Origin of the sequence: Colwellia sp. BRX8-9 (assembly GCF_014077245.1) — a bacterium.
GTDB lineage: Bacteria > Pseudomonadota > Gammaproteobacteria > Enterobacterales > Alteromonadaceae > Colwellia_A.
Genome location: NZ_JACGVN010000008.1, coordinates 39883 through 65398, shown reverse-complemented (window position 1 = coordinate 65398; position 25516 = coordinate 39883). Strand labels below are relative to the sequence as shown.

Annotated in this window: 19 protein-coding genes; 14 read left to right on the top strand and 5 right to left on the bottom strand. The window is 37.9% G+C overall.

Annotation, left to right across the window (positions count from 1 at the left end; all coding sequences use genetic code 11):
- Positions 1–132 precede the first annotated feature (132 nt).
- Both H4J70_RS08690 and H4J70_RS08685 read left to right on the top strand, forming a co-directional pair.
- Positions 133–2085, top strand: a complete 1953-nt coding sequence (locus tag H4J70_RS08690) for a S9 family peptidase (protein ID WP_182213651.1) — start codon at positions 133–135, stop codon at positions 2083–2085.
- A gap of 186 nt (positions 2086–2271) precedes the next feature.
- Complete coding sequence (locus tag H4J70_RS08685; RefSeq protein WP_182213649.1) at positions 2272–2610, top strand: hypothetical protein; 339 nt, start codon at positions 2272–2274, stop codon at positions 2608–2610.
- A gap of 248 nt (positions 2611–2858) precedes the next feature.
- Here the strand turns inward: H4J70_RS08685 and H4J70_RS08680 are convergent, their stop codons facing one another.
- The 4 genes from H4J70_RS08680 to H4J70_RS08665 all read right to left on the bottom strand — a co-directional run bounded on the left by H4J70_RS08680 (position 2859) and on the right by H4J70_RS08665 (position 8567).
- Positions 2859–5666: a bifunctional aconitate hydratase 2/2-methylisocitrate dehydratase gene (locus H4J70_RS08680; RefSeq protein WP_182221783.1), complete on the bottom strand. Its 2808-nt coding sequence runs from the start codon at positions 5664–5666 to the stop codon at positions 2859–2861.
- Positions 5667–5999: 333 nt separating this feature from the next.
- Positions 6000–6293: a hypothetical protein gene (locus H4J70_RS08675; protein WP_182250950.1), complete on the bottom strand. Its 294-nt coding sequence runs from the start codon at positions 6291–6293 to the stop codon at positions 6000–6002.
- Between the two features lie 700 nt (positions 6294–6993).
- The gene (locus H4J70_RS08670) at positions 6994–7557 is read right to left on the bottom strand and encodes a YSC84-related protein (protein ID WP_182250949.1); all 564 of its coding nucleotides are present in this window, start codon (positions 7555–7557) and stop codon (positions 6994–6996) included.
- A gap of 110 nt (positions 7558–7667) precedes the next feature.
- Complete coding sequence (locus H4J70_RS08665) at positions 7668–8567, bottom strand: MipA/OmpV family protein (protein WP_182250948.1); 900 nt, start codon at positions 8565–8567, stop codon at positions 7668–7670.
- 315 nt (positions 8568–8882) lie between these two features.
- Here H4J70_RS08665 and H4J70_RS08660 point away from each other — a divergent pair, with 315 nt between their 5' ends.
- The 12 genes from H4J70_RS08660 (at position 8883) to H4J70_RS08605 (ending at position 24559) form a co-directional block, all read left to right on the top strand.
- The gene (locus H4J70_RS08660) at positions 8883–10013 is read left to right on the top strand and encodes an efflux RND transporter periplasmic adaptor subunit (protein ID WP_182213639.1); all 1131 of its coding nucleotides are present in this window, start codon (positions 8883–8885) and stop codon (positions 10011–10013) included.
- Between the two features lie 53 nt (positions 10014–10066).
- Positions 10067–13387 (top strand): efflux RND transporter permease subunit, encoded by a 3321-nt coding sequence (locus tag H4J70_RS08655; protein WP_182250947.1) that lies wholly within the window; start codon positions 10067–10069, stop codon positions 13385–13387.
- Between the two features lies 1 nt (position 13388).
- Positions 13389–16478 carry an efflux RND transporter permease subunit gene (locus H4J70_RS08650; protein WP_182213635.1) on the top strand — a complete coding sequence of 1030 codons (3090 nt, stop codon included), beginning with the start codon at positions 13389–13391 and terminating at the stop codon, positions 16476–16478.
- 107 nt (positions 16479–16585) lie between these two features.
- Entirely contained in the window at positions 16586–16963 is a 378-nt protein-coding gene (locus H4J70_RS08645; RefSeq protein WP_070375813.1) for a YacL family protein, read from the top strand.
- A gap of 165 nt (positions 16964–17128) precedes the next feature.
- On the top strand, positions 17129–18256 hold the full coding sequence (locus H4J70_RS08640) for an efflux RND transporter periplasmic adaptor subunit (protein WP_182250946.1): 1128 nt from the start codon (positions 17129–17131) through the stop codon (positions 18254–18256).
- A gap of 33 nt (positions 18257–18289) precedes the next feature.
- The gene (locus tag H4J70_RS08635) at positions 18290–18997 is read left to right on the top strand and encodes an ABC transporter ATP-binding protein (protein WP_182250945.1); all 708 of its coding nucleotides are present in this window, start codon (positions 18290–18292) and stop codon (positions 18995–18997) included.
- A complete protein-coding gene (locus H4J70_RS08630) occupies positions 18994–20154 on the top strand; it encodes an ABC transporter permease (protein WP_182244586.1) in 1161 nt (386 codons plus the stop codon). The genes H4J70_RS08635 and H4J70_RS08630 overlap by 4 nt, the downstream gene beginning before the upstream one ends.
- Positions 20151–21392, top strand: coding sequence for an ABC transporter permease (locus H4J70_RS08625; RefSeq protein ID WP_182250944.1), 1242 nt, complete (start codon positions 20151–20153; stop codon positions 21390–21392). The genes H4J70_RS08630 and H4J70_RS08625 overlap by 4 nt, the downstream gene beginning before the upstream one ends.
- Before the next feature lie 187 nt (positions 21393–21579).
- On the top strand, positions 21580–22140 hold the full coding sequence (locus tag H4J70_RS08620) for a hypothetical protein (protein WP_182213626.1): 561 nt from the start codon (positions 21580–21582) through the stop codon (positions 22138–22140).
- Positions 22141–22286: 146 nt separating this feature from the next.
- Positions 22287–22739: a DUF2141 domain-containing protein gene (locus tag H4J70_RS08615; RefSeq protein ID WP_182213624.1), complete on the top strand. Its 453-nt coding sequence runs from the start codon at positions 22287–22289 to the stop codon at positions 22737–22739.
- 73 nt (positions 22740–22812) lie between these two features.
- Positions 22813–23943 (top strand): sensor histidine kinase, encoded by a 1131-nt coding sequence (locus tag H4J70_RS08610; protein WP_182250943.1) that lies wholly within the window; start codon positions 22813–22815, stop codon positions 23941–23943.
- Positions 23936–24559: a response regulator transcription factor gene (locus H4J70_RS08605; RefSeq protein WP_182250942.1), complete on the top strand. Its 624-nt coding sequence runs from the start codon at positions 23936–23938 to the stop codon at positions 24557–24559. Before H4J70_RS08610 ends, H4J70_RS08605 begins: the two co-directional genes overlap by 8 nt.
- Positions 24560–24586: 27 nt before the next feature.
- Here the strand turns inward: H4J70_RS08605 and H4J70_RS08600 are convergent, their stop codons facing one another.
- Positions 24587–25438: an HDOD domain-containing protein gene (locus H4J70_RS08600; protein ID WP_182213620.1), complete on the bottom strand. Its 852-nt coding sequence runs from the start codon at positions 25436–25438 to the stop codon at positions 24587–24589.
- Positions 25439–25516 lie beyond the last annotated feature (78 nt).

Sequence of the window (25516 nt, the reverse complement as noted above, 5' to 3'; positions counted from 1 at the left end):
CGACCTGAATTATAAATATGGCAAGTTTACTGGCAATTTTGTAAATAATTTGTAAAGATATAGGTAAATGATTTTTATCGTATCATCGATAATGACAACTACCGCTAATCAACAAGTCGCTAGGATGCAGTAATGAAAAAAATAATAATCACTATTCTATTGCTCAGCGTGACCTTCTTAAGTCATGCAGAAAAACAAACGTTAACCTACAAGGAGTTTGGTCACTTACCTATAATTCAAGAACCTACCGTATCACCAGATGGTAAACATATTGCTGGAATATTTAACAGTGAAGATGGTCCGTCGGTTGTGATGAGTGACTTTGGCTCAAATAGCATTATAAAACTTGTTAGCCTTAAAAAGTCTAAAGACAGAATAGACTCGGTTATGTGGGCAAATAATGAACGTTTGTTGGTATCGTCGAGTTACTCTAAAAAGCAATGGGGTGATAGATTTCGAGTTAATCGATTATTTTCGGTTAACATTGACGGCAGTAAGTTGGTTGAATTAAATCGTGCAGCAAACCTTCGCAGTTTAACGGGTGCAGAAATCGCTATGTATGATTTAAACAGCTCTCAACAAGTTGTTTCGTTATTAAAAGCAGAAAAAGAATTTGTATTATTGCAGATGTACTCTCCTAAAGATAAAGGACAATCTGTCTATAAAGTTAATATTTATGAAAATAAATTTGAAAAGTTATTCGTTAATAAATATGACGTTTATAGTTGGGTTGCCAATAAAGCGGGTGATGTCGTATTGGGTGTAGGGTCTGACGATTATGACAGTACTATTACGAATATATGGTACAGAAAAGACAATAATGATGAGTGGAAGTTATTACACTCTAAAAAGGCGTTCGAAGGTGAAACTTTTTCTCCTATTTTAGTTAGTGATGATAAGGCGATTGTTATCTCTGATCACAAGTTACACAGAGACGCACTTTGGCAATATGATATTAAGTCGGGAGCCTACGATAAGCTATTATATGCTAATGATAACTATGATGTAGAAGGTGCTATTTTTAATGCGGATAGAAATGAAGTTATTGGTGCTATTTATTTCGAGCACTACCGTAAGAATCATTTTTTTACTGATGCTGACACTGAAATCTATAACATTGTAAAAAATAGTTTCAAGCAATACCAAGCCAGTATTTATAGTATGAGCAAAGATAAAAAGAAAATTTTAGTAGCTGCTCAGCGAGATAATTCACCCCCTAAGTTTTTTTGGTTAGATTTAGCTAAAAAATCAGGTGGTTTTTGGATCAGTCAATACCCCTATTTAGAAGGCAAGTCGCTGGCTAGTGTTCAACCGTTTCAATTTGAAGCATCTGATGGCATGTCATTGCACGGGTATTTAACGTTGCCAACAACGCCAATGAGTAATAATAAAAAACCACCCTTGATTATTCACCCTCATGGCGGTCCACAATCAAGAGATTACCAATACTTTAGTCCGTTTGTGCAATACTTTGCCAGTAAAGGTTATGCCGTACTGCAAGTTAACTTTCGTGGTTCCACTGGCTTTAGTAACGCTTATCAAACCGCTGGTTACCAACAGTGGGGAAAACGTATGCAAGATGATATTTATGAGGCGATAGACTGGTTAGCTGAGACCGAACTGGTTGATACTAATAATAGCTGTATTGTTGGCGCTAGCTACGGCGGTTATGTGGCATTAACGGCTGCATTTCAAAGGCCCAAGCAATTTAAATGTATTGCCAGTATCGCTGGGATTGGTGACTTACTTGAGTTAGCAAAAGATGAATACAGATACGAATCTAAACGACCTTTTATTGATAAAACCATTGGTAACCCAACGGACGATAAAATTATTGCCAGTCTTAAAGCGACTTCTGCAATTAACTATCTTAAACAGATCAAAGCACCGATATTATTGATTCATGGTAAACATGATACTCAGGTAAGGTTTAGCCAATCTGACGATTTTTATGATGCGGCTAAAGACGCTGATTTAGATATCGATTTTGTTGAGTTTGCTAATGGTACACATTATCTCGATGAAAATGAAAATCGCATAGAAGCATTTAAGGTGGTGGGTGAATTCTTAGAAAAGCACTTGTAAATGCTTGACTAACTTCATATAAAAGCCAGCATTTTTGCTGGTTTTTATGTTTAGGAACCGTGAACTGTCTCAGCGCCATCGCCATACCTTGGCAGCTATGTTGTCTCAGCATTAGTACATTTTTGGTTGTCGATGGTAGAGTACAGCTGCTTTATACTATAAATTATTATTTGAAAAGGACTTATGATGCGTTTATTTACTTTAGCTATTACTTGTTTTGCTCTATCTGCTTGTACCAACATTGTTTCTGAAAACGGAGCTTCACAATGGGATTTTGATCACAATATTCAGTTTGAACAAACAAAACTCTCTGACAATAAATATCACTTAGTGGTTAACCCTAAGTCTGATACTCATTTTGATAAGCTGGCTACTTTTATGATGAGACAGTCTTACGAGATTTGTGGCACTTATGGTTTTACCATTGAAGTGTTAAAAGGTATTGAAAAGTTTGATGACAGAAAATCGTTTCCAAATTTAATTATGCCTTCGTTATCTGCTAATATTGAATGCGCTAGTCAGTAGAAGCATTTCTGTTCAATGTAAACTTCTCTCACGTGCTCACTTAATTACAGACCCAGTTAAGTGAGGATAGTCCTTGCATGGCTGTGCCATTTTTAATAACTAGAAGATTAAAATAAAAAAGGATTACTTATTTTAGTTGATAGTAAGTTTTACCTCACTAAACCAAAATAAATAACCCTTATATTTCTAAGTCTATTTTAATGTATCGCTTAAAATAGAGTCCCTTATTAAGGACTCTATATCGGTGATTACATTACTGTAATAGGTACTGCTTGAGCAGTATACTTAGTCGTCATCTCATGCGTAGGAGGAGCAAATCGAGTTAAGTCGATACCCTCTACTGCTGACTTGTACTCTTCGATTGTTGGGAAACGACCAAGCATCGTTGAAAGTACAACTAACGGTGTAGAGCCAAGTAACGATTCGCCTTTTTTCTCAGCAGTATCTGCTACAACACGACCTTGGAATAAACGTGTTGATGTTGCAATAACCGTGTCACCAGGTTCAGCTTTCTCTTGGTTACCCATACATAAGTTACAGCCTGGGCGTTCAAGGTACATGATGTTTTCGTACTTAGTACGTGCAGCATTTTTAGGTACAGCATCGTCAAATTCGAAGCCTGAATATTTTTGTAAAATTTCCCAATCGCCTTCAGCTTTAAGCTCATCAACAATATTGTAAGTTGGTGGTGCAACAACTAATGGAGCTTTAAATTCTATCTTGTTACCTTGTGCTTCCATATTACGGAACATTTGAGCGATAATTTGCATATCACCTTTGTGAACCATACAAGAACCAACAAAACCTAGGTCAACTGATTTATCAGCGTAGTATGAAACAGGGCGAATAACATCATGAGTGTAACGTTTAGAAGCATCGTCGTTGTTTACATCTGGATCAGCAATCATTGGCTGGTCGATAATATCTAAATCAATTACTACTTCTGCGTAGTATTTAGCATTTTCATCTGGTGCTAATGCTGGCGTAGTGCCTGATTTTATTCCTTCGATACGTTGATCAGCTAAGGCGATTAAACCGTTAAGTGTTTTCGCTTCGTTTTCCATACCCTTGTTGATCATTATCTGGATACGGCTCTTAGCAAGCTCAAGTGATTGAATTAATGTTTCATCTTCAGAAATACAGATTGAGGCTTTTGCCTTCATTTCTGCAGACCAATCAGTAAAGGTAAATGCTTGGTCAGCTAATAATGTACCGATATGCACTTCAATGATACGACCTTGGAAGACATTTTCGCCATCAAATTGCTTAAGCATTTGCGCTTGAGTAGAATGAACTACATCACGGAAATCCATGTGGCCTTGCATCTTGCCTTTAAAAGTAACTTTTACAGACTCAGGGATTGGCATAGCCGATTCACCTGTGGCAAGTGCGATTGCTACTGTACCCGAGTCAGCACCAAAGGCTACACCTTTAGACATACGAGTATGCGAGTCACCACCAATGATGATTGCGCGATCGTCTACGGTAATATCATTTAATACTTTATGAATAACATCAGTCATTGCATGGTAAACGCCTTTCGGGTCACGTGCAGTAATAAGACCGAACTTGTTCATGAATGCCATTAATTTAGGAATGTTAGCTTTAGCTTTGCTATCCCAAACTGACGCTGTATGACAACCTGATTGGTATGCACCGTCTACTAGTGGAGAAATAGTAGATGCTGCCATCGCTTCAAGCTCTTGACATGTCATAGGACCTGTTGTGTCTTGAGAACCAACAATGTTAACTTTAACGCGAACATCTGAGCCTGCATGTAATGGTGTGTTCGATGTTACACCAACAGCATTGTTATTAAATATTTTTTCAACGGCGGTTAAACCTTGACCTTCATGAGAAATTTCTTTTGAAGTGGCATATACAGGTGGTGTTGCTACGCCAAGTGTTTCAGCTGCGAACGTTTGTAATTTCTTACCAAATGTTACCGCGTAAGAACCGCCAGCTTTCATGAATTCTACTTTCTGTGGTGTAAAGGCTGAAGATATATCCGCAAGCTCTTTGTCACCGTTGTATAATTTTTTCGCTTTGGTATCGATAGTTAATACGGTACCAGTCGCTACAGAATAAGCTTCCTCTAAAACTGCATCACCATTTGCATCAACAACGGCGTTGCCACTTGCATCGACTTTCTTAACCCAGTTTTTAAGGTCAAGACCAATACCGCCAGTTACATCAACGGTTGTTAAGAAGATTGGAGAAATACCATTAGTACCCGCAACTATAGGCGCAATGTTAATAAACGGTACGTATGGACTTGCTTGTTTACCTGCCAATAGTGCAACGTTGTTAACACCCGACATACGAGATGAACCAACACCCATAGTGCCTTTTTCAGCGATAAGCATGACTTTCGCTTTAGGGTACTTAACTTGTAATGCTTTAATTTCTGCTTGAGCTTCTGGAGTGCTCATGCATTGGCCATGTAATTCACGGTCAGCACGTGAATGTGCTTGATGACCTGGAGATAATAAATCAGTTGAGATATCACCTTCACCGGCAATATAAGTGACTATTTCAACTTTTGCTTCAACTTCAGGTAACTTAGTGAAGAATTCAGCTTGAGCGTAGCTTTCTAAAATATCTTTCGCCAGTGCGTTGCCTGCTTTAAATGCAGCTTCAAGACGTGCTGTATCAGCGTCATATAAAAATACTTGAGTTTTTAAAACTTCTGCTGCTGGTTTTGCTACTGCTGCGTCATCAGATAATGCTAAATCAAGAAGTACTTCAATTGAAGGGCCGCCTTTCATATGAGATAACAATTCAAAAGCGAACGTTGGGGTAATTTCTGCGACAACTGACTGAGCTAGAATAATTTCTTTTAAAAATTCAGCTTTTACACCTGCAGCACTGGTTGTGCCTGGTAAAGTGTTATAAATGAAAAAGTTAAGTGAATCTTCGCGATGCTCATTTGCAGAATCTTTAATTTGAGCAATGATTTCTGATAATAGATCAGCGGAATCAATGGGTAGAGGAGCTAATCCTAGCTCATTCTTACGATTTTCAATTTCTTTAATGTACTCTAAATATAGACTCATTTAAAACTCTCTCTAGTTCTAATGGGCTAATAACATTATCATCATTAGCAAGGAAAAATTTTGCTTATAGTTTACCTGATTTTCGAGCTACTACGAATCATTTGATTAAATAAGTACTATTCACCGCAGTGATAACTAATAGAAAGTCTAGTTGTAGTAGTTATGTTGGTATTGTTGTGCGTTGATAATATTGTAAAAGTGAGGTGAATTTCACTCTCAGTCGAAAGGTTTACTTTGCGATATACTCACAACTGCTCATATTATAACCTAAGTATAGATTGGGCATGGTCATTTATCGATGCTTTTTAGCTGCTACGGTTGGTTAATCTTTTATTAATGGCCTAACTTTTTAAGGACATTTTTCATATGGCTTTTAAAGTTTTTCTCATCTTTTGATAAACCACAGTTAAATTGTGATGTCGTTTTGCCTTGAAGGCCAATAACTGATAAATCTTCAGTTAACGTACAAGTACCGTTATCACCTTTTTTGACACTAAAGCCATTCCCCACCTGACTAGCTGTTGAGCCAATCTTCTTCTTTTGTGTATCTTCAACAAAAGAGTGCGGAACATAACTCGGTGTACCATGCATTAACGAGCCTGTATTAAGTTTAGCGAAGTTTTGCATGGCTTGGTCGATTATTTGCTGATTAATTTTATCTTTAAGGCGAGATAAATTTTGGGAAGTTGTGTGGTGTTTTACCTCTTCAGGCTGTTGTTTTATTAGCGGAGCAGTTATCGCTTTTATTAAAGGACTTGATGGTTTAATTTCTATCTTTTGCTGTGCAACGTCTTTAATGGCTAATTTTTTTTGTGCTACTTTTTTCTGTTCACTATCAACGGAAATGACTTTTTCTTGTTTATTTTCAATCGGTTTATAATAGATAAAACTATTAATAGGTACTATTTTTGGTGTTTTGGTAAAATTATCGATCAGTTTGTCTTTCGTATTACTTAACAGTAAAACAACAAAAATATGGAAAATAATAGAGAAAAAAATAGCAAACTTATAACCTTGTATTGTAAACCTCCTTGTAAATACCGTTTTTATATACCTGTTTACGTTATTGATTTTAATAAAAGCACTTATTATTAAACATTCAAGTTAACGACTTATTACTCGGCTAAATAGACCATAGATAAAAAGGTAAGTTCATCTTCTTGATGGTTTTTATAATTAAGTGGAATTTAGCCAGAGTTAAGCTTGTCCATCAACCGAAGTTAATTTATGTTGATTTTCCCTTAAAGCGCACAAGGTTTATTTATATATTGTGCACTTTACATCAATAACAGATTTAACTAAGGATAATGACTACTGAGTTGGGCTGTTAATTAAGCTTACTGTCCTGCCAAAACTTAGTGCCTTTTATTGTTGCCTGCAGGGCTAAGCCATTTTCAGTAAAAGTGTAAACAGTTACATCACCGTAATACATTTCTCCTTCAACTGAACCGCCTTTATCACCCGCTTTTGCAGCGGCATCAACATTACCACCAAAGCTCCAACCTTGATTAACAAAATCATTCATTGCTTGTGCCGTATGAAATACCATAACAATACGGTAATCTTTAACACCAAGACCAAGGCCTATACCACCTTCAGCCATATTCATATAAGTATATTTAGCTGAATTATTACTTTTAACAACACCATAGCCTGTACCAGCTGCCATAAATATTAAATTGATATTAGCATTCGAAAAGACAGCATAACCTGCCGCTGAATTAATTTGGCTGCGGGTATCTGGTTTATTAGCAAAAAGTTGGGTAAGCACCGTATCTTTCATAGTTATAATTTCTTGCTGTTGTTCTGCTTTACTACCATCTCCCATTGAAGCACAAGCAACCAAGGTTAAGCTAAGCATTAAAGAGAACAATTTTTTAATTGAGAACATCGTTTTTTTCCTTTTGTAATTGATTATCTTCAGTTTAGAGCAGTGTTAACTTTTTTATAAGTCAATTTAATCAATAGTAGCTATTTGTTTTAGTGTCATTGAAAGGTTTGTTACCAACTCGCTTTTTTGTCACTTTCGTATAAGCGCCAAACAAAGCCAATACCGACGCTGTAAGTAATGTCTTCTTCATAAAGAGGACTATTCTGGTTGGCTGCTCCTTGATGAAATTGTGCTGAGCCAGTGATAAATGCGCGGATATTTTTTCGTATGGGTAATGACAGACCCATAGAAAGTTCGGCGCCCAAATAGCCTCCTTTGGCATTATATTGTTGGCGATTGCTATTGGCGAATTTGCGATCAACTTGATAAAAGTAATCTTGTAATTTTTCAGTCGCAAAAGTTAAGCTAAAAGCGATGTTTAAGCCTACTTCTTTAAAAATTGCACCACGCTGTTGGTATGAAATGGTTGGCTCTATAACAAAACCACGATCGTCGATGCGATCAAAATCAGTAGAAAATACCGCTCTTGCTTGCAAGCGAGCTTTGAGTCTTGCATCTCCACCTTGTGAAAATTTATAGTCTTTAACGCGATAAATTAATTGTGGGCCTATTTCAAATAAGAAGTCTAATTCAGGCATACCAGCTCGAGATGTATTGTCATCACTGTCGGCAGAGAATGCACCGCCAAAGGAGAGGTCTAATTCAAAATCACTTGTTTCAACCACAACTGCACGCATGCCATCACCACCCCCAACCCGAAACACATCGCCCCGATAAACGACATAGGGCGCGGCTAATGCAATGAAATTTCGCTCGCCTGATGCCGGGTAATTAGCGACTTCTATAGCGCCACCACCAAGTCCAAACTCCCATAAAGGCTGACTTTCGTTGATGTTCTCAAAGCCAGTTAGCCCGCGAACAGGGGACTCGTCTTTGTCATTAGCAATAACGGGCGATACGAAGATAACAGCAGTAAAAATCGCTAAAAAATACAGTTTTATAAAAGACATTCAATAACCTTGTTAGAAAAAATTTTTTTATATATTAATCGTAAACCATAGTGCGCGGTGATTAAAACTATTTTAATTATTTTAGTGGTAGGTGTTTAATGTTGATACTGAAAAAAAATGTTCGTTCGATAGATAGCGTTTCTGTGGCGACTTAATAAATAATTTAAAATATTTTTTACGGATAAAATTCTTATACTTGCTAGTAATCATAACTCGTTACAATTGAATGTTTAATAACCCTCAAAAGCTATTTGTATCTTACTTGCCGATCCGGATAAAATGACATTAATTATAATTATAAAACAACGGACCGTTATGCACCTCAATTCACTAGCAACTTCATTATTATTATCACTATTCTTAGTCACAGTGTTAAGCGCTTGTAATGAAGAAAAAGTAGCAGACAAAGAAAAGAAAGTTTATCAGGTGCCCGTAGAAACTACTCTTGTTGACAATAGAACTATCACTAATACTTATCGAACAACTGCTGTGCTTGAAGCAAAAGCTGAAAGCAAAGTCACCAATAAAGTCACAGGCATGATTAACAAGATATTAGTTGAAGAGGGAATGTCGGTTACCAAAGGACAAATTTTAGCTGAAATTGATTCTGAAAATTATTTATTAGAACTTGAACGTACCACTATAGATGTCGACTCTGCGGTTGCCGAATTTAACCGCAGTAGACCAATAGATGGTGAACAACTGATATCGGTTAAAGATCTAGAGAAGCTTGAGTTTTTAGTGAAAACAAGAAAAAACCAACAAAAAGTGGCGGCGATACAAGTACGTGATTCAAAGGTAAGAGCGCCAATATCAGGTGTTATTGCTTCAAGAATGGTGAAAGAAGGCAATATGACCGCTAATGTTGGTGGTGAAATGTTTACCATTGTTGCGCTCGATACCTTACAAGGGGTTGTTTATTTACCCGAATCTGAAATGAATAATGTTCATGTTGGTCAACAAGCGTATTTAAACTTTCCGGCAAATGCAAAAGAAGTTCCTGCAACGGTTGGCTTAATCTCACCAATCATTGATACCGAGTCGGGGACTTTTAAAGTGACCTTAAAAGTTAATAATGATAACCATGTCTTAAAACCAGGGATGTTTGCCAAAGTGTCACTAACACTTGATGTTCATGATAACGCGCAAATTGTGCCACAAAATGCCTTGCTTGTTACCGACACTGAAACCAGCTTATTCGTTATTCAAGATAATAAAGCTAAGAAAGTTACAGTGGTTACCGGTTTTGAACAAGATGGCTTTGTTGAAATATTAACGCCACTAAATGCCCTTGAACCGGTAGTGATTGTCGGTCAGCAAGGTTTGAAAATTGATAGTGCTGTAAAAATAATAGGTGAAGAAGAAACCCAAAAGAAGAACGTTGAACTAACTACTGATAATAACGCCGTTAAGGAAAATGCTGATAATCAAGCAACACAAGACTAATAAGTTGTGAACTAGCTTTTACCTAATCATTAAATCTAAAGGAATTATTATTCATGAGTATTGTTAGTACTGTGGTTAAACGCCCGGTAACAGTAGCGATGTTTACCCTCGCTGTGATGTTATTTGGCATGGTGGGGTTTTCTCGACTCTCTGTTGCTTTGTTGCCCGATCTTTCTTATCCAACGTTAACCGTAAGAACCGATAACGCCGGCGCCGCACCTGCTGAAATAGAACAATTGATCAGTAAACCCATTGAAGAGTCAGTTGGTGTTGTTAAAGGGATACGCAAGGTTCATTCTATCTCAAAAGCTGGACAGTCCGATGTTGTTATTGAGTTTGAATGGGGCGTGGCGATGAACTTTGCGACGCAGAATGTCCGTGAAAAGCTTGACATAATTGCCTTGCCAAAAGATGTTAATAAACCCATTATTTTACGTTTTAACCCCGCACTAGACCCCATTATACGTTTAGGGCTGTCCACTGAAAATAAGCATCCTCGGGCATTAAAAAAGATACGTACTTTTGCTGAGCAAGAAATAAAACGACAGCTGGAAACTATTTCTGGTGTTGCCGCTGTGCAGCTTGGTGGCGGTTTACAGCAAGAAATACAGGTTGTATTTGATCAAGAAAAAGCTGCGCGCCGAGGTATAACAGCACAAAGTATTGTTGCACGTATCCAAAGTGAAAATATTAATATGTCGGCAGGTCGTGTTTACGATGGTCAGCAAGAGTATTTAGTTCGAACAGTGAACCAATTCGTCTCACTCGAGCAACTTGGCAATATGATTGTTAAGCAAGCCGATGGCAAAACTATTTATCTTAAAGACATTGCACAAGTTATTGATGGCGAAAAAGAACGCACCGATATTACTCGTATCAATAATAATGAAGCGATAGAACTGGCCATTTATAAAGAAGGCGATGCTAATACGGTAACCGTAGCAAAAGCGGTAAATAAAAAATTAGCCGAGCTTGAAGAAACTTTACCCGAAGCACTGACTTTTACGGTTATTTATGACCAATCTGAATTTATTGTCAATGCGGTAGACGAAGTGAAAAGTGCGGCTATTATTGGCGGATTACTTGCCATGTTGATTTTATATTTATTCTTGGGTAATTTTTTCAATACGATTATTATTTCACTAGCGATACCTATTTCAATTATCGCGACCTTTAATTTAATGTTTGCTAATGACATTAGTCTTAATATTATGTCGTTAGGGGGCATTGCCTTAGCGGTTGGCTTATTAGTTGATAATGCGATTGTCGTGCTAGAAAATATTGCGCGCTATCGCGAAAAAGGCGCCAGTATTATTGAAGCGGCAATAAAGGGTACCGATGAAGTCTCGGGCGCTGTTATTGCTTCTACACTGACCACTTTAGCGGTGTTTTTTCCTTTAGCTTTTGTGACCGGTTTTGCCGGGCAATTATTCAGTGACCAAGCGATGACGGTGACTTTTGCGTTACTCGCTTCTTTAATCGTGGCGCTAACCTTAATTCCTATGCTGGCATCACGTCAATTTAGCCAAAATAAAGAAATGCCTATAAATGACAATAATGATGACTCATTAGAAAAACAAACCGATAAAGTGCCGCTAACTAGAAGAAAGAAAGTCGTTAATATCGTCGTGCACATTTTGGCCTTTCCGCTTTTATTGGTTTTTAATTACTTACCTTTATTATTAACCAAAACTTTGTTATTGATTACTAATTTAATCACTAAGGTCGTCAGCTTTATTTTTAAACCGGCACATAAAGCTTTTAGTTATTATTTTGAAAAACTAGCGTCAGCCTACAGTCGGTTATTAAAAGTCGCCTTGCAAAATAGAGCTATTTTAGTGGCACTTAGTTTAGTGTTTGCGCTGGCGGTCAGCAGTTTATTACCAAAAATTGCGGTTGAACTTGTTCCTGAAGTGGCAAAGTCGGAATTTACTATCGAGTTAACCTTGCCACAAGGAACGCCCATAGATGTTACTGATCAACGGCTAAAAGACCTTGCTGCGACTATTGCCGAAGATAAACGAGTCAAGCACAGCTATTCGTTAGCAGGTAGCGGTAGCTTAATGATGAGCTCAGCCAGTAAAGGCGGTGAAAACTGGGGACAACTGTTAGTGGCACTTTACAGCAGTGATGATCTTGAATCAGTTAAAGCTGTGGTTCGCGCGAAAGTTGCTCAAATGGCTGATGTCACCGCTGAAATAGCGCAAACAGAAATGTTTACAACAGAGCGTCCTTTGCAAATTATTTTGTCAGGATACGATCTGGTGGCTTTGAAAAAATACAGCGACCAATTAATGCAAACAATGTCGATGGATAATCAGTTTATTGACCTAAACAATAGTTTACGCGCCGGTCAACCTGAGTTAAAAATCAGCTTTGATAATGAGCGCTTAGCAAGTTTAGGGTTAAAAGCGTCTGATATAGCCGATCAGTTAGTCACTAAAATTGCTGGCTCGGTGGCGAGTAAATACAACTTACAAGACCGACAAGTTGATATTCTAGTTCGCGCCGATGAAAACGCGAGAAATTCAGCACAAGCTATTCGTCAATTAACGGTTAACTCGCAGCAGGCCAAATCATTACCACTAGCCGCCGTTGCCGATATTACCGAAAGTATTGGCCCTAATGAAATCAACCGTATTGACCAAAGTCGTGTTGCTATTATTTCGGCATCACTGGCTTATGGCGACTTATCTGCAGCGGCCGCCAAAGCCGAAAATCTAGTGAAAGAACTCTATTTACCTTTTAATATCAAAGCACGAGTCGCAGGGCAAAATGAAGAAATGGAAAGCTCTTTTTCTTCCTTAATGATGGCGTTAGCGTTAGCGGTATTCCTTGTTTATTTAGTGATGGCTTCACAATTTGAGTCGTTATTAAATCCATTTATTATTTTATTCTCTATTCCATTAGCCGTGTTAGGTTCGGTATTAGGCTTATATGTTACTGGGACCAATATCAGCGTTATCGTACTCATAGGTATTATTATGCTAACGGGTATTGTGGTGAATAATGCCATTGTTTTAGTAGATAGAATTAATCAGTTACGTCATCAAGGTGTTGATAAACTTGCTGCTATTATGGAAGCGAGTCGTTCACGTTTTCGCCCGATTATTATGACATCTTTAACCACTATTTTAGGTTTAGCGCCGTTGGCATTTAGCAGTGGAGAAGGCTCTGAATTAAGAGCACCTCTTGCCATTACGGTAATGAGCGGTTTACTGGTTGCAACAATGCTAACGTTACTTTTAATTCCTGTTTTGTATAGCTTGTTTGACCGAAAAACCTATATTGTCGAAAGCGATGAACTTGACAATGATGGTTTTGAAAGCCAGCAAGCTAATAGCGCATCGTCTAATAATGTAGCCGAGGCGTAAGATGACAAATTCAACGTCTAAAAAGAAAACAGCTAAGCAAAGCATTTTTGACTTACCAGTAACTGTTTGGTTAACCGCTTTAGCGATAAGGCGGCCTGTTACCACGGCTATGTTGATGTTGTCGCTTTTTGTTACTGGGCTTGTCGCCAGTAAATTATTGCCACAAGAAAGCTGGCCATCACTGAATATTCCGATGGCTTTTATTAATGTGCCGTATAACGGCGCCACACCTGAAGAAGTTGAACGCTTAATTACCCGGCCGATAGAAGAAGCCGTTTCGACTTTAGGCGGTATTACTGAAATGCAGTCAAGAAGTCGGGCCAACGGTGCTTCTATTCAGGTAATGATGGATCTTAGTAGTGATCTCGATAGTAAAATATTAGAGGTACGAGAAAAAGTCGATATGGTGCGCCATCTTTTACCTGAAGACGTGCAAAACGTAATGGTACAAAAGTTCTCTACTGAAGATCTACCCATCATGAGCTTGGTGTTATCGGGTAATAAAGATCTCTCCACCGCTTATGACTTTATCGATAAAAAACTGAAAAACCCGCTAGAAAGGCTTCAAGGTGTCGGTAAAGTTGAAATGCGTGGCGTTGTTCAACCCCATATAGAAATTCATTTGGACAGTATTAAGCTCGCGATGAATCGTGTTGATCAAGCAAAGTTATTGCAAGATCTACGTGACAGTAATTTTTTAGTGAAGTCAGGCTCTATTCTCAATGGAGGTAGAAAGTTCAGAGTTTCTCCTGACGGTGAATATCACAGTTTAGACGACATTAAAAACTTTCAAGTTAAAGTGGGTGTTCGGTTAAGTGAAGTAGCGACAGTGAGTTTAACCGCTCCTCCTAAGAATAGCGAAATTAGAACAGATAGAAAGAAGTCAGTTGGCTTAGAAGTCTTTAAAGAGTCTGATGCTAATGTTGTCGAGGTGACAAATAACATTGTTGCTTTAATTGAAGTGCTTCGCCAAGAAGATGACTTTAAAGCGATTACCATTGGAATTAAAGATAACAGCGGTGAAGAAATTCAAGAATCATTAGGTGATTTGTTAAAGGCGGGCGCCTTAGGTATTGTCTTGTCTTTTATTGTTTTATTTATATTTTTGCGCAATAGCCACATTACTTTTATTGTTGTTGCTTCTGTGCCGATTTCGTTAAGTTTTGCGTTAGCTGGCATGTATTTTATGGGCTACACCTTAAACATGCTCTCACTGGCGGGGCTTTTTATTGCCGTTGGTTTACTGATTGATAACTCCGTCGTTATTTGTGAGAGTATCCTTCAACAACAAGATAAAGCCTTAACCTCAATAGACAAAATTCTTCATGGTGTTGATAATGTCAGTATTGCCATTATCAGTGGCACACTCACCACCACCATTGTATTTATGCCTTTGCTGATGGGTGAAAAAAACTTTATTACCATCTTAGTTGAGCAAATAGCCGTGGCGATTTGTTTACCTTTATTGGCATCATTAATTATTTCAAAAACCGCCATTCCATTAATGCTTAGTCGTGTTAACAAAAAGGCCTTGTCGTCAGTTGTTACCCAAGGAAAATTAGATCGCTGGTATCGTCCTAATTTAACAAGAATACTGACTCACCCTAAAACAACCGGGGTTTTCATTTTATTACTTTGCATTAGTGGTGTGTTAACCAAGCAAATGGTCAATATTAATGGCGAAAAGGGTAAAACTGTCAAAGAAATCAATATTGTCTATCATATCCAAGGGCAACAAAAGTTAGCTGATGTCAGTAAATTAGTCGATGAGATGGAGCAGTACTTATACGATAATCAACAAGCCTTCGAGTTTACACAAGTCAATAGCCGGATTTGGTCAGATTTTGCCATGTCTCGCATAAAACTTAACGATGGTTATTCAAAAACACTTTATGATTTAAAAGCAGAGATTAAAAAAGGTTTCCCCGATACGGCCATTGCAGAACCATCATTTGACTGGTCAGAACAAAAAGAAAATTTGGTCAAACTTACTTTAAACGGCAGCTCAACCAAGCGTTTAATACAATTGAGCGAATCTGTGATCAGTCAGTTGAGTAATGTTGAAGGTTTTGCTGAAGTTGGCATCGATAACGAAGATAAAAACATGGAGTTAGTACTGCGTATCGACCGAGAAAAAGTGTCACGTTTAGGTTTAAACACCCAAGATATCGCTAGTCGTATTTCGAGTGCACTGCGTGGGACTAACTTGCGTTCGTTTCGTGATGCTAAGCTAGGTGAAGTTGATATTCGCTTGGTCTATCACGCTGAACAGGCTGTGCCGCTCGAACGTATTAAAGAGTTACCTATTTATGAGAGTAACGGCAGAGTTATTACCTTACAGCAACTCGTTGTTTTTGACACACAACCGATAATGCAACAAATTACGCGCTCAAACAGAAGAACCACCTTAGGAATTTCTATTAATTTAGCTGACTTAAGCCGTGTTGAAGCCTCGATGAAAATTAAAGAAGTGATGGAGAATATTGTTTTTCCTTCGGGTTATGATTGGAACTTAGGACGCCAATTTGCGCAAGACGAAAAAGCAGCGAAAGACATGATGATGAACATGATGCTTGCCTTAGCGCTTATTTTTATTGTTATGGCAGCGCTGTTTGAATCGCTATTAATGCCAATCGCTATCTTGTCTTCGATTGGTTTAGCTTTTATTGGTGTTTACTGGACCTTTGCTATTTTAGGCATGGGGTTGGGTGAAACAGGCCTGATCGGTATGTTGATTTTAATGGGTATAGTGGTGAATAACGGTATTGTCCTCATCGATCAAATCAACAAGTTAAAAGTAGACGCTGAGAATATAATGACGCCGATTATCGACGCTTGTGTTAGCCGTATTCGGCCAATATTTATGACAGTTGCAACAACTATTATTGGTATGGTGCCGTTAGCATTAGCATCAAGTGATAGCCAAGCTTACCCGATGGCGGTTGCCATTATTGGAGGTTTGTTGTTTTCAACCTTTACCAGTTTGTTTTTGGTACCGTTTTGTTATTTGATGCTGGTTAAATTGGGCGAACGGTCAAGCAAGCGTTTTTCTATCGCCAAAGCCTTTGCTGATAAAAAAATTCCATTATAGTTTATCACTCGTATCGTTTCATCGAGGGGGATAAGAGTAAATGTTAACTCCCCCTTGTGCGATAAATATTCTATAATAAAGATATCAAAAAATTTCCGAGTTATCCCATGGAATACGAATTTATAAACGACCCTACTACTCGCTATGCGAAAGCAAAGTTCTCTTTTGAACATGAAGTTTTTGGCCCTTGGCTTGAAGTTGAAGTAGGTAACGATCCACAAAAATTAACCGCGTTGTTAACGCTCATCGATAAAGCCGAGCACGCAAGTGCACAAGAGCAGGAAATTGTTGGCAGTGAGTATACGGTTAGAATCATTGAAAAAGATGTTTCGATTGCTGCTAACGCGAGCTTAAATGGTATTGAAGCTTTACCTGAAGCACTCAGTGCTGATGATATAGACTTTGACGATCAAGAGTCAGCAAGTTGTGGGCTAGAAGACTTTCGCGAATTATTATTGTCTTGGGCAAGATTCACCACACGTTAACTCACTCGGTTAACCTCAAGTTATTCATTCATTATTGATAGATGAATAACGTTTTCATCCTATTTACGCTTTTATTCTTAATAGTTTTCTGATAACAATGACTTTTGGCACTGTTGTCTGACGCCACTTTTTTTTATTCTTTTACAAACTTTGTAGGAGAATAAAATGCCGATAACACGTAAAACCCCTTTCGAACTTTCTAAGCTGACTATTGATAGATCTCCGCAAACTAAAGCTGCGGGGCTATCAGGTAACTATACTAGTATCTTGATTGTTACGTTACTCAGCACAAGTTTATATTTTGTCGGTCAGACACTGTTTTTTCCAACAAGTGCTGCTGAAATTATTAATCACCTTGAAACTGATAACAAACGAGTAAATGAGTCAGTTAACGTCGATATTAAACAACACTCTCCTACCACCCATGATGTAAATAAAGCAGAACCCATAAATAACAGCGTACTTGATGCGAGCGGCCATGTGGTTGCGAGGCGCATAGCCACAGTATCTTCTCGTGTAACTGGTAAGCTAAACCGCTTAAATATTGAGGAAGGACAAAGGGTAAGTAAATCAGAAATACTCGCCGAACTTGATGATAAGCAAGCATCGATTTCATACCAACTTGCTTTAGCGGAATTATCAGCAAAGCAAGCGGGTTTTGACGAGTTCACTTTACTTTTCAAACAGCAAAATCAGCGATTTAAGCGTAATGAGACGCTGGCCAGCAAAAAGCTGATCAGTGAGCAATTACTTGAAGACAGTGCCTTTAAAAATGCACAACTCGCCATCCAAATACGTCATAAAAAAGCCATGGTTGACTCCGCAAAGCAACGAGTTGAATTGGCGCAGTATCAGTTAAATCAGCATAAAATTCGCGCGCCATTTGATGGTGTCGTGATCAGTAAAAATGCCCAAGTGGGTGAGCTTATTTCAGCGGGATCTTCTGGTGGTGGTTTTATTCGTACCGGTGTCGGCACTATTGTTGATATGAGCTCGTTAGAAATTGAAGTTGAAGTAGGTGAGAGCTATATCAATCGTGTTTATCCTGGACAAAAAGTATTCGCTAGATTAGATGCATACCCGCAATGGAGTATTAGCAGTGAAGTCGTTGCTGTTATACCTACCGCAGATCGTCAAAAAGCGAGCATTAAAGTCAGGGTGAAATTGTTAACAGCAGATCCTCGGATTTTACCTGATATGGGGGTGAAGGTTAGCTTTATGAAAAACGATCAACACTCGTTAGATGTTTTCCCTAGTAGCTCAAATAACCACGTAGATATAGCCGCACTTTAATGAAAGCCTCTCTGCAGATTTTAGGAAAAAATGATGAAAAATAGCTATAACATTACATTAAAAAATATTAACAAAAGTTACCAGAAAGGTAAAAACACGGTAGTCGTTCACCACGATTTTAACTTAACGATTAAATCAGGTGAGTTTGTCGCATTAATGGGACCATCAGGTTTAGGAAAAAGCACCTTGTTGCATTTAATGGGCGGCCTTGATCAACCGACATCAGGTGAGGTTATTATTGGTACACAGCGTATTGATCATTTAAAGCAAGCGGCATTAACCCAATGGCGCGCTGAAAACATTGGTTTTGTTTTTCAGTCACATCATTTATTACCGGTGTTAAGCGCGCAGGGTAATGTTGAACTGCCACTCGCGTTAACCTCGTTAAATAAAAAGCAACGACAAGAGCATGCTAGTTATGCGCTAGAGCTCGTTGGCATGAGTGAGCGTGCTAGTCATTTCCCCAAAGAGTTATCTGGTGGGCAAGAGCAGCGAGTTGCTATTGCACGCGCTATTGTCAGTGACACGCATATATTATTATGTGATGAGCCAACGGGAAATTTAGACCGAAAAACAGCCAATGAAATTCTGGCATTACTTGACCAACTTAATCGCGATTTTGGTAAAACCATTGTTATGGTTACACATGATAAAAAAGCAGCTGACTACGCAAGTAGAGTGATTAATTTAGAGTCTTATATTGGCGAAGAACATAACTGTCATATGGGGGAAAGCAGATGAACCTACTGATATTAGTTTGGCGGAACAGCTTTCGTAAAAAAGTACGTTTTTGGTTAACCTGTACTTCTGTCATGGTGGCTTTTTTCTTATTGACGACCTTGTCTGGAGTAGATCAGGCGCTTACGGCTAATGTAAGCAGTAGTAATCAATACCGTTTAATGACCAGTCATAAAATATCAATGACACAATCTCTCCCCATTAACACTCAACAAAAGATTGCGGCATTACCGGGCGTAAAACAAGTGAGTTATGCATCTTGGTTTGGTGGGTACTTTCAAAATGAAAAAAATCAGCTACCCGTAACTGCGGTTGACCATCATCATTATTTCAATTTATTTGATGAATATATAATCCCTAGTGAGCAACTAGCGCAATGGAAAAAAACGCGCACAGGTATTGTTATTGGTCAGGGACTTGCTGATAAATATGGTTGGAAAATCGGTGATACCGTGCCATTAAGCTCTTCTATTTGGATGAATAAAAGTGGTTCATTTAATTGGTCGTTTACCGTTTCTGCCATTTACCAAACAGCTCAGTATTCATCTGCTGATAATAAAGTGTTTTTCCAACATGCTTATTTTGATAAAGGCCGTGCTTATGCTAATAATTCTTTGGGGTGGTTATCGACTGAAATAACTGAAAATGTCAACGTAGATGACGTTATTGTTGCTATCGATTTATTGTTCTCACATACCAACAATCCAACCCGTACCACGACTGAACAGGTTTTTATTAAAGAACAAGCACAACAGTTTGTTGATATGGCTATGGTCATTAACCTTGTGGTTATTGCGGTATTCTCTACTTTATTACTGATTGTTTGCAATACCATGATCCAAACTATTCGTGAGCGTAATAATGAAAGCGCAATGATGAAAGCTTTAGGGTTTTCAGCGACACGTTTAATTCAAGGTGTTTACCTAGAGGCTTTGTTATTAATTGGCTTAGGCGCTTTGGCGGGCAGCATTCTTGCCTCTTTATCTCTAGCATTGGTCGGCCAGAGTTTTAATGATTTTTTACCGGGTATATCGATTGCGCCAAGTCATTATATAACCGTATTTGCCTGGGTAAATATTGCTGCCGCTTTTTGCACTGTATTTCCGGCGGTAGCGATTAAACAACTTGTTATCAGCAAAACGTTAGGAGACAAGGCATGAATATTTCATTAAAGGCGCAGCATTCATGGTTTATCAATATAAAACAAGCACAAGCGTTAACGGTTATTAATTTTAAAAGTTTCCCGCAGCGTATTATTGCTTCTATGGTGAGTATATTAAGCATTGCTTGTGTTGCTGGCGTTATTTTAAATGTTCTGGCAATGACTGAGGGAATGATGAAAACACTGGAACGTACTGGTTTAGATAATACCGTATTAGTGATGCGCGCGGGAGCCTCTTCAGAATTGCAAAGTGTGATGTTTCCAGTAGAAGTTAATATTTTAGCGAATAATCAAAAAATTATTAAAGATGAACAAGGGCTGGCGCAAGTATCGGCTGAAATGTTTGTTAATGCTGAAGTGACTTATATTTCTAATCTAGATACCGTAGCTCAAGAAACAAAAACGAAAAGTTTAGCGTTGCGAGGTATCAGCAAATCGACTCAACAATTTCGCCCTAATTTTCGTTTAGTCAAAGGTGAAATGTTCGCTACGGGTGTGCGTCAGCTAATTGTTGGTCAGGCAATAACGCGTAGAATGCCAGAGTTAATTGTTGGCAAAGTTATCACCTTAGGTGGAGCAGCGTGGACAGTCAGCGGGATTTTTTCTGATGGTAATAGTGTTTTTGAATCAGAATTGTGGGCTGATATTGGCATGGTACAGAGTGATTATCGTCGAGGAAATACGCTACAGTCTATCCGCTTAGCATTAAAAGATATTAGCGATTTACCACAATTAGAAAAAGAGTGGCAGGACGACCCTAGGTTAAACATTCGAGTGTTAACAGAAAAACAATTCTTTGCTGATCAAGCCAGTAACTTAACACGCTTAATTCGTTGGTTAGGTTTTCCTATTGCTATTGTTATGGCGTTAGGCGCAATAGTGGCTGCACTTAATACCATGTATGCCGCCATAGCAAGTCGCTCTAAGGAAATAGCTACGCATAAAGCGATAGGTTTTAGTCCTTTTGCAATTTCAATGTCGATTCTTTGTGAAGCCTTGCTCATTGCTTTTGTAGGTGGGTTGTTAGGCATACTACCTTTATATTTTGTCTTTGATGGCTGGACGGCTGCCACGCAAAATGCCAGTAATTTGAGTCAAATGATGTTCAATTTTGATATTACGGTTTTGTTGATGATTAAAACAATGTCGTTAGCGTTATTGATTGGTTTATTAGGTGGGATATTACCAGCAATAAAGGCGATGCGTTTACCTGTTACCGAAGCTTTACGTGACTAATCCCCCCTTAGGCACACATTAGTGGTGTTGATGATTAATGTGCTTTGTATCGGTGCTGATACCTTCTTCGGCCAAAAGTCATTTTTTTATAAGCAAACCATGACTTTTGGCACCTTTGTTTTAGCTTGTGAAACGTTATTATTTAAAATAAGTAAATAGTTAATCACTCAACGACAAGGCAGCCCGTATGTTAAATAAACTCAGTGCTTTATTACAATTTCTCCCGCTTTCACTTTTTTCAATGATTGGTTTTTGGCAAACCGAAACATCCAATGAAAGCTGGTTATTGGCTTTTAAAATAGCTGCATTGGTGGGAATTTGTCAGTTAGTGTTAATCAGTAAACTTAAAATAGTGATGAGCCGTTTAATACTATCAGCGAATATTTATTTGATTTTAGGTGGTTTAGCGGCATTTTTTCAACAATGGTGGTATTTATCGTTTTATAGCATGTTGCAAGAGTCGGCCATTTTTATTGTGATGATTGTTGTTGGTATTACCACCATGCTCTTTTCAAATCATGGTTTTGTTGGGATCAATAAAACACAGATTAAAGAAACTAAAGATCGGATAAACATTAATAAAAAATCAGCTTACTTATTTATCGCCGTACTGATATCGCTCGTTCTATCTTGGTTGTTTAAAGGTAATATCGCACTCTCTGTTATCGCACCTATTGTGATTCTCGCACTCTTTCAACGTTACCTTGTTCATCTTCATAACCAACAATATTCTTATAATGTCCTTTAACCTTTAGGTGCCAGAAGTCAGTTTTACTGCTGTGAAAATGATGACTTTTGGCACCTGTTTAACAAAAGCTTTAGCTTTACACTGATCATGAATTAATAAACAAATTTACTTATCCTCTTTCAATTTATATAAATAAAGGAATCATTATGATTTTTAAAAAATTAATCTCTTTGTCAGTAACCAGTTTAGCGCTTTCTGTAATAAGTGCATTATCGATGATTTTATTATTAAGCCAGCATGCCGTTGCCGCTGACTTAACGGTCAATATCAGTGATATTGAGCAAGGGAAAGGCCACCTTTTAATCGCTTTATATGCCTCAGAAGAAGATTATAAGACAGATAAAGCTAGTTTTTATGCAAAAGTTAAAGCTCAAAATGGCAAGGAAATCGCTATTTTTGAAAATGTACCTGATGGCGACTATGCGATAAAAATGTATCAAGACGAAAACGACAATAACAAAATGGATTTTAATATGATGGGGATCCCAAAAGAAGGCTATGGCTTTAGTAATAATGTCGGCATGTTTGGTGCGCCGAAATATAAAGAAGCTAAATTTATGGTGAAAGAAAACACAGCAATTACGATTGATTTGTTTTAAAATCATATGATTATGAAGTTTTAAATGTGCATGTTAACGGTTTAGACTGCACATTTTATCTAGGTATTTATTTATGTTGAAGTCACCATTACCAGAGCACTTACGCAAAGACTGGCTACTACATTTTTCTGGCTTTATTACTTGGTCAGTTATTTGCTATTTGTCTTTAGTCAATCTTGATTTTGGTCAGACATTTGTATTGAAATTGTTGGCATTTATTATTTTTTATCTTTCATTTGCATGGATTATTTTTTCTGATAAAAGGGCAGAGTCGAAGATAAATAAACGACTACTGGTGGTTGAAGTAGTTACGGTATTATTGTTAATTTCATCAGATACTTATAATGTTGCCGCTATTTTGTTAGTGTTGATTGCGACGCAGTTACCATCAATGTTTACCCGAAAAAAAGCATTGTTGTTGATGTTTTTTATTACAGTCGCTCATTTTACTATTGTTTATGATGGCAGTTTTATTTCTGGATTTTTTCAGGTCATTATCTATTTTATGCTACAAGTTTTTGGTTTCTCTGCCATAGAAACCATCTTGCGTGAAGCAAAAGCTAAAGAAGAATTAGCAGCTATTAATCAAGAGTTGTTAGCAACACGATTTATGCTGAAAGCTTCATCGAAAAAGCAAGAAAGATTACGAATATCTCGAGACTTACATGATGCTATTGGTCATCAGCTAACGGCGTTGTCTTTGAATTTAGAGGTCGCTAAACATAAAGTTTCCGAAGAATTTAAACCCTTACTGCAAGAAAACTTACAACTGACTAAAACACTGCTAAGCAACGTTCGACAAGTGGTAAAAGAAATGCGTGAAGAAGAACAAATAGATCTTGTTTCGTCGCTTGAAAACCTCATTAGTCAATTGCCTAATTGTCAGTTAACTGTGAAATCATCCATTGATATTAATTCACTGCAACTAAAGCAACAGCTGATGTTTTGTTTACAAGAAGGTGTGAGTAATGCGCTTCGACATGGCAAAGCGAACCTATTTACTTTAGCCTGTGAAAAAATGAGCAATAGCTTAGTCATTAACTTGTCTGACAATGGCACGGTTACCAACAAGAATAACGAAAACTTTGGCAGTGGTTTAGCTGGCATGAATGAACGATTGATTGATTTTTCTGGCAAGGTAGATCTTATTGTAAATGACAGTGGTTTCACCTTAAAAATACAAGTAGAGGATTGTTATGATTAATGTTGCGCTTGTTGATGACCAACAGTTAGTTCGACAGGGAATTGCAGGGCTACTTTCGTTAAGTGACGATATAAGTATTATTTGGCAGGCCGAAAACGGCGAACACGCTCAACAAATGTTGGCCAGTAAACCAACGCCTGATGTGTTGTTACTCGACATTAGAATGCCAAAAGTGAATGGTATTGAGTTAGTTAAAATACTAAGAAGCCAAGGCAGTACCTTGCCTATTTTAATGTTAACAACCTTTGATGATAGCGAACTGTTTATGCAAAGCTTACAAGCAGGTGCTAATGGTTTTTTACTTAAAGATGTTTCCTTAGATAAACTCGTTAATGGCGTTAAAACACTTGCCAATGGTGGTTTTGTGGCTGAGCCCGTGGTGATGAAACAATTAAATAAAGGCTTGAATGAATCTAAAGTTATTGAAGTCTTGTCTGAAAAAGAACAACAGATTTTAAAGCTGGTGGCGGGTGGTTTCTCTAATAAAGAAATTGCTAGTAGTATTTTTCTTGCTGAGGGCACAATTAAAAATCATGTATCAACAATATTATCAAAACTTAATACCCGAGACAGAACACGGGCGGTATTGATTGCACTTAACCAAGGGCTTATTTGACAAACTTATTTAAGGTAGCTTCAAGGGTTAATCAGCTTTTACATCGAATGACTCGCTGTCTTCAAGATAATCTTGATAGTTGTCTTCATCAATGTCGAGTAAGGTGAAAATCATTTCTTGTACATAAGGCCAGTCAGCAGAGTCTCGACAGTGCTTATGATTGTGTACTAGGTTTTCTGCCAGTTTTAATATTGCATAGTAAACTTCTTGACCACGTGGATTATTCATTTTGAGAAAATCACGGTCGTGATGTATTAAAATTAATTCGCAAATATCTTTAGGTAATCGCCAAGAAGAGGCAACGTAATAGCCAATGGTTGCGTGGTTTACACCATAAGCCTGGTCTTCAGTGATGGGGAGTGTTTTATCTGGGGTGCTGTAAGCAAGTTGGTAAGTATCGCTGTAGTCACTATACTTCATTGCCATAATCGGAATGCCGCAATCATGAAATAAACCAAGAGAAAAGAGCTTATCTTTTGAGGTTTTTTCTTTAATCGTTTTGCCAATATGAACACAAGTGTTGGCAATATGTGTGGCACTGTCCCAAAACTCTTCTAAAGCGATACTACAATCTTGTTGGTCAAAACTACGTTTAATCAAGGTGTTGGTTACTAATGAGTTTATTCCCTGCAAACCGATATAACGTACTGATTTGTGAATGTCAGATATTGAGCGCGACAATCCATAAAGGGGCGAGTTAATGGTTTTCAGAATAATTGAAGCGACACCGACATCTTGTGAAATAATATCGGCTAACGCATTTACGTCTGGCTCGTCTTCGGCCATTATTTTTTGTAGTTTAATTAATAAACTTGGCTGAGCCGGAATAGAAAATCCACGGCGTATATCAGCGAGTACTTTATCATCAACTTCTAGCATAAGAATTTACTGTTTTATTAATCAATTAAGTATTATCACGGCTATTTTTATTATTCTACTATCGCTGAAGTTGGCGGT